The organism is Pseudomonas sp. P1_F1_2 (assembly GCF_056405815.1).
Genome location: NZ_JBFUBK010000174.1, coordinates 1 through 7,234 on the forward strand (window position 1 = coordinate 1; position 7,234 = coordinate 7,234).

At 59.9% G+C, this 7,234-nt stretch carries 3 protein-coding genes; 1 reads left to right on the forward strand and 2 read right to left on the reverse strand.

The genetic code is table 11. The features are described from left to right. On the forward strand, positions 1-5,193 hold a 5,193-nt coding region (locus tag AC1D2P_RS29865), incomplete at its 5' end, for a beta strand repeat-containing protein (RefSeq protein ID WP_477811739.1). An 83-nt stretch (positions 5,194-5,276) separates the two neighbouring features. On the opposite strand, the gene AC1D2P_RS29870 is transcribed toward AC1D2P_RS29865, so the two are convergent. Then, positions 5,277-5,636 carry a DUF6124 family protein gene (locus AC1D2P_RS29870; RefSeq protein ID WP_477758590.1) on the reverse strand — a complete coding sequence of 120 codons (360 nt, stop codon included), beginning with the start codon at positions 5,634-5,636 and terminating at the stop codon, positions 5,277-5,279. Positions 5,637-6,082: 446 nt separating this feature from the next. Further along, positions 6,083-7,234: Ig-like domain-containing protein (locus AC1D2P_RS29875; RefSeq protein WP_477811740.1), on the reverse strand; the 1,152-nt coding region annotated here is incomplete at its 5' end.

The following is a 7,234-nucleotide window of genomic DNA, read 5'->3' on the forward strand; positions in this document are numbered from 1 at the left end:
TTCACCTACACCATCACCGATGCTGACGGCGATACCAGCACCGCCAACCTGGTGCTGAACATCCACAACAACGACGATCCGGTGACCATCAGTGGGCTGGATGTTTACGGCGGCGAGCTCACCGTCTACGAGAAAAACCTCAGCGACGGCAGCAACCCGAACACTCCGGCGCTGACTCAAAACGGCACCTTCACCATCACCGCCCTCGACGGCGTTCAAACCCTCGATATTGGCGGTCTGCATGTGGTGGTTGGTGGCGTGGCCGCCGGTTTCCCACAATCGATCGTCACCCCGTTGGGCAGCACGCTGACCATCACCGGGTTCGACGCCACCACCGGCGTGGTCAGTTACAGCTACACCCTGGTCGATAACGAAGCGCACCCAACCGCTAACGGCGCCAATACGCTGTCCGAGCAGTTCGCCGTCACCGTGGTCGATGACAACGGCACCACTGCCAATGCGAACCTCGATGTCAACATCGTCGACGATTTGCCAAAAGGCGTGAACGACAGCAACGCCGGCACGGCCTCGGAAACCCTGCTGACCCTCAACGGCAATGTGCTCACCAACGACGTGCAGGGCGCCGACCGCGTACCGACCGGTCCCAACGCTGGCCCGATCACTGCCGGCACCTTCACCGGCACTTATGGCACCTTGGTGCTCAACGCCAACGGCACGTACACCTACACCCTGAACACCAGCGATGCCGACTTCAAAGCGCTGCACGGCAATGGCAATGGCACGGAAACCTTCACCTACACCATCACCGATTCTGACGGCGATACCAGCACCRCCAATCTGGTGTTGAACATCCACAACAACGACGATCCGGTGACCATCAGTGGGCTGGATGTTTACGGCGGCGAACTCACCGTCTACGAAAAAAACCTCAGTGACGGCAGCAACCCGAATACCCCGGCGCTGACCCAAAACGGCACTTTCACTATCACTGCCCTCGACGGCGTGCAGACGCTGGATATCGGCGGTCTGCATGTGGTCGTCGGTGGTGTCGCCGCCGGTTTCCCACAATCGATCGTCACCCCGTTGGGCAGCACGCTGACCATCACCGGGTTTGACGCCACCACTGGCGTGGTCAGTTACAGCTACACCCTGGTCGACAACGAAGCGCACCCAACCGCTAACGGCGCCAACACGCTCTCCGAGCAGTTCGCCGTCACCGTGGTCGATGACAACGGCACCACCGCCAACGCCAACCTCGACGTCAATATCGTCGATGACCTGCCGAAAGGCGTGGATGACAGCAACGCCGGCACGGCCTCGGAAACGCTGCTGACCCTCAACGGCAATGTGCTGACCAATGACGTACAGGGCGCCGACCGCGTGCCGACTGGCCCCAACGCCGGCCCGATCACCGCCGGCACCTTCACTGGGACTTACGGCACCCTGGTGCTCAACGCCAACGGCACCTACACCTACACCCTGAACACCAGCGATGCCGACTTCAAAGCGCTGCACGGCAATGGCAACGGCACCGAGAACTTCACCTACACCATCACCGATGCTGACGGCGATACCAGCACCGCCAACCTGGTGCTGAACATCCACAACAACGACGATCCGGTGACCATCAGTGGGCTGGATGTTTACGGCGGCGAGCTCACCGTCTACGAGAAAAACCTCAGCGACGGCAGCAACCCGAACACTCCGGCGCTGACTCAAAACGGCACCTTCACCGTGACTGCGCTCGATGGTCTGCAAACCCTCGACGTCGGCGGTATTCATGTGGTGGTCGGTGGTGTCGCCGCCGGTTTCCCACAATCGATCGTCACGCCGTTGGGCAGTACGCTGACCATCACTGGCTACAACCCGACGACAGGCGTGGTCAGCTACAGCTACACCCTGGTCGACAACGAAGCGCACCCAAACGCCAACGGCGCCAACAGCCTCACCGAGAACTTCAACGTAGTGGCCACGGACGGCGACGGCAGCACTGCGTCGGGTCAGATCAACGTCAACATTGTCGATGACTTGCCTACCGCAGCCCCGAACACCGCCAACGCGGCCGAAGGTTCAACGGTCAACATCAGCGTCCTGGGCAACGATGTCCTCGGCGCCGATGGTGCCGCAGCGGGTGGGGCGGTGGTGGGTGTACGGGCCGGCGGCAACACAGGGACCCCGGCGAGCGGGGGAGTGGGCCTCAATATCAATGGCACCTACGGCTACCTGACCCTGGATGCGGCCGGTAACGCCGTGTACCACAGTAACCCGAACTCAGTGGGTGAAGCAGGTGCCACTGACACGTTCACCTACACCATTCGCGATTCCGATGGCGACGAAAGCACCACCACCATCACCATCAATATCACCGACACGAGCCTCAAAGCGGTGATTGACCAGGACGTGACGGTCTACGAAAAAGCCCTCGACCTGAACCAGGACGGTCAGGACCTGGCGGCGGGCACTGTCACCGGCAGCGACCCGGGCAACACCGGGGAAACCGCCGCCGGTACGCTGGTCGGTTCGGTCACCGGCGGCATCGGCGGGCTCACCTACAGCCTGGTCGGCAGCGCCACTGGCTCGTACGGGCAGATCCTGCTCAACGCCAACGGCACTTACACCTATACGCTCACCTCGGCGCCCAAAACCTCGCCGAACGCCAATGACGGGCCAAACACCCTGAGCGAAAGCTTCACCTACAAAGCCACCGATGCCGCGGGCAACAGCGTCACCAGCACCATCATCGTCAACATTGTCGATGACGTGCCCAAAGCGGTGGCCTCGGATCGCTCTGTGGCAGCGGTGGAGATCGACTCCAACATTCTGATCGTGCTCGACATCTCCGGCAGTATGGCCGACGACTCCGGCGTGCCGGGCCTGTCGCGGCTGGAGTTGGCCAAGCAGGCCATCAGCGCCTTGCTCGACAAATACGATGACCTGGGCGATGTGAAAGTGCAGCTTGTCACCTTCAGCAGCACCGCCTCTGACAGGACGTCGGTGTGGGTCGACGTGGCAACCGCCAAGACACTGCTTGCCGGGCTGTCCGCGGGCGGTGGCACCAACTACGATGCTGCCGTGGCAATGCTTCAGACAGCGTTCAATACGTCCGGCAAACTGACCGGTGCGCAGAACGTCGGGTACTTCTTCTCGGATGGCAAACCGACCACCGGCCAGGACATCGGTGCGTCGGACGAGGCAACGTTGAAAGCCTTCCTCGACGCCAACGGCATCAAGAACTATGCGATCGGCCTGGGCAGCGGCGTGAGCAACGCCAACCTCAACCCGATCGCCTATGACGGCAGCACCCACACCGACAACAACGCGGTGGTGGTAACCGACCTCAACCAACTCAACTCGGTGCTTTCGGGCACAGTGGTCGGCGCGCCGGTCACCGGTACGCTGCTGGAGGGCGGCACATTCGGCGCTGATGGCGGCTTCATCAAAACCCTTACGGTTGACGGCACCACGTACACCTTCGACCCTAAAGGCAACACCAACCAGGGTTCGCTGACCTTCAGTGGCGGCGTCAACCACGGCACGTTCAACACGGTGAACAACAGCATCAGTATCGCCACCAACAATGGCGGCACGCTGGTGGTTAACCTCGACACCGGTGAATACACCTACACCTCGCAAAAATTCACGTCGGTGGTGATCACCGAAAACATCGGCTTCACCGTCAGCGACAACGACGGCGACCTGGCCAGCTCCACGCTGACGGTCAAAGTCATTCCGAACGCGGCACCGGTGGCCGTCGATGACCACATCATCACCAACGTGATGTCGGGCAATATCGTGGTGCCGGGCGAGTTGCTGCTGGCCAACGACACCGATGCCGACAAGGATCCGCTGACCGCATCGCCCACCAACTTCGCTACCGGTTGGGTGGCCAAGGGCGCGGACTTCACCGGCACCGGCGCGATCAATTTCAAAGGCACCAATGACACCGCTGCCAACCAGAACCTGGCCGACGTGCGCAATGCCTTTGCGGGCAACACTGCGGCGATGACGGCATTGCTGGTGGTCAGCGGTTATCTGGGGCAGGTGACTGGCAACAACGCCAACGATGAAGACCTCATCACCGTGAAGCTGAAAGCGGGTGAAACCCTCAATCTGGATCACAACCTGGCGGCCGGGCACATCACCATGGAGTACTCCCTCAATGGCGGCGCCTTCATCAGCATCGGGGACGGAGAGACGATCACCGCCTCGGCGGATGGGACCTACCGGATCCACATCACCAACATCGAAAACACCAGTGGCGGCAACGCCAAAGGAGACGAAAACTACCAGTTGACCATGTCCGTCAACTACGCCGGCGCCCATGACAGCACACCGGACGCCCACGGCACCTACACCGCCAGCGACAACCACGGCGGCAGCGACACCGCGGCCGTGACCATCACCTACCAGGACGGCCACACCCTCACCGGCACCGCGGGCGACGACGTCATGGTGGCGGGCACCGGCAACAACATCATCAACGCTGGCGACGGCAACGACGTGCTCACCGCTGGCACCGGCAACAACGAACTGCATGGCGGCGCTGGCAATGACTTGCTGTTCAGCGGCACGGGCAATGACCTGCTCGACGGCGGCACGGGTATTGATACCGTGAATTACACCCACGCCACTGCCGGGGTCACGGTTGACCTGAGCTTGCTCACCCCGCAAAACACAGGAGGCGCTGGCACCGACACCCTCACCGGCATCGAAAACCTGGTCGGCTCCAATTTCAATGATGCCCTCACGGGTGACAACAACAGCAACGTCATCAACGGCGGGTTGGGCGACGACATCCTCAAGGGTGGCGGTGGTGACGACTTCATGATTGGCGGGTTGGGTAACAACACCCTCACGGGCGGGGCAGGGGCCGACACCTTCCAGTGGCTCAAAGGCAACAGCGGCCACGACGTCGTCACCGACTTCACCCCAGGCACCGACAAACTCGACTTGTCGCAACTGCTGCAAGGTGAAAACAGCACCACGGCCTCGCTGGATGACTACCTGCATTTCAAAGTGGTCGGCAGCGGCGCCTCGGTCATCACCAGCATTGATGTCAGCGCCATGGCCGGCGCCACACCGAACCAGACCATCGACCTGGCAGGCGTCGACCTCGCMAGCCACTACGGTGTCACGCCGGGGGCGGGCGGTGTGGTGGCCGGGGGGCATGACACGGCGACCATCATCACCGGCATGCTCAACGACCATTCGTTGAAGGTGGACACCGTGTGACCTGACGTCTGAAACGACAAAACCCGCCATTCCTGGGTAAGGAATGGCGGGTTTTTTGTTGTCCGTTCGGTACAGAGACTTCGTTAGTCTTGCGGGTCGACGTTATCCAGCATCCGGTTCACTGCCAGTTCACCCAGCATTACGGACTGCTGAATGCCGAGCAGGGTGTGGCGCTGCGGGCCGTTCAGTTGCCCGGCGAAATCGCTCAGCATGACGCTGGCGGACGCCAATGACTCACAGGCGTTGACCAGCAAGGTTTCGTCATCGGTCTCGGGAGCAATGAAGAAAATGGTGCTGGGCTTGCGCGGCGTGTCTTTGGGAATGACCGGTTTGAGGTAGTAATCGAGGGCGCGGTCGACGGCGTTGTTGAGCTTTTTGGAATCGGTGGATTCGTAGGGGGAAACGTCGTCGGTTTCGGGTGGGTTGGGTGTGATTTTGAACATGGTGAAACTCCTACAGAAAATGGAGCCACCAATACTTGTCGCTAAACAAGTGAGGGTGGCGGCTGCACGCAGGTTAGCGAACCGGGTGTAGGCGCCCGGCAGATCCAAAGATCTCCCGCGCACAGCCGCCATGACAACAATCGCAAACATGAACTGTCTGCAAGAGTGTTTGGAGCGCTGTTGCGCCTACAAAGGTTCGGGTCGCTAAACCCGATCGCTGATTCGTCAGCGACCGGGAAACAATAGAGCCCGGCCCTTAGGCGCACAAGCCGGCGGATTCTGGCGCAGTCGTAGGCAGCGGCGCAAGGATGTGTAGCCTGAGAGAGTGTCTGGAGGTGTCTTTTAAACACTGGTATTTAATGTTGTCTCAGGTCACGGAGCGGGTGCAGGACGGATAAATAAATACGTCCCCTTTGTCGTTGCCAACGCCAGATTCACCGCAACGTCTAACGGATACAGACTGCAAAAATGTTCCATCCATGATTACCAGTCTCTACGTACCAACCAGAAAAATCTCTTATCAATACAGCTTTCTGCGTAAAAATGGGGGCTGCGCACCAGTAAAAGCCAAAATCGTCGGGGTCGTCGTCGTATATAGTGGTACTAAATTTATCCAGCACCCGGAGATGCTGAATGCGGTCAATGGGACTAGCACCTGATACGGATTGAAACCAGGTTGCGACTCCACTGATCTGCATATACGTGGCACTGCGATACAGTCTCTTGACATTTGTAACCGTCACATCAAATGAAGCGGATTGGCCGGTTGTATCGCTGACTGTGATTTTAGTCGAGCCGTTCTCCAGGCTACGAACTACTCCATTGCCATCAACCGAGGCAATTTGAGCATCAGATGATGTGTAAGTGAAGGGAGGAGCGCCACCCGAAGCTGCCCGATTTGCAGTGGTACCAACGGGGTCTATTCCTGAGAGAACCCAGGGCAGGCCTGAGTCTTTGATTGAGAAGTTCAGCCCGGATAGCGCGAGTGGAGAAGTATCAACAATTAGCCCGGACGCCACAGTCAAGGTACGCACATTCGAATAGGTTGGTGCGCTGTGATAAAGCGATAGCGCGTACAAACGGCGTTCCCCCACCTCTACGGTGATGCTGCGCTCCCAGATGCCTGTCGTTGGATCGGCCGTGGCTATTCCCTTGGACACCGCAGATGCATAGGTGCCCTCAAAAATCTCGACTTGCTGACCGTTGCTTGCCTGACCCCTGAGCTTCAAGGTGATGCTGGTCGTGGCTCCCGCCTCTGGAATCTCCTTGCCGCTATCGTCTTGCACGTTGGTGAGCGTCGGGACTATCACAGCGACAACGGTAAGGGTGCGCTCCGCCGAAACCTGGCCCGAGCCGTAAAGCGCCTTCGCGGTAAAACGGTGCGCCGCCACCGCCAGGCCGCTGACGGTCAGGGTCCAGATGCCCGTTGTCGGATCGGCGATGGGCTGATCTTTGGACACGGTGCCGTCGAGTACATCGACTTTCTGACCTTTACTGGCCGTACCGGTCAGCACCACGCTGGTCTCGACGGTGTTGCTGCCGTCGGCGATCTCGTCGTTACTGGGCGAGCCTTTCACCGTGGTAATGGTCGGGGCTAC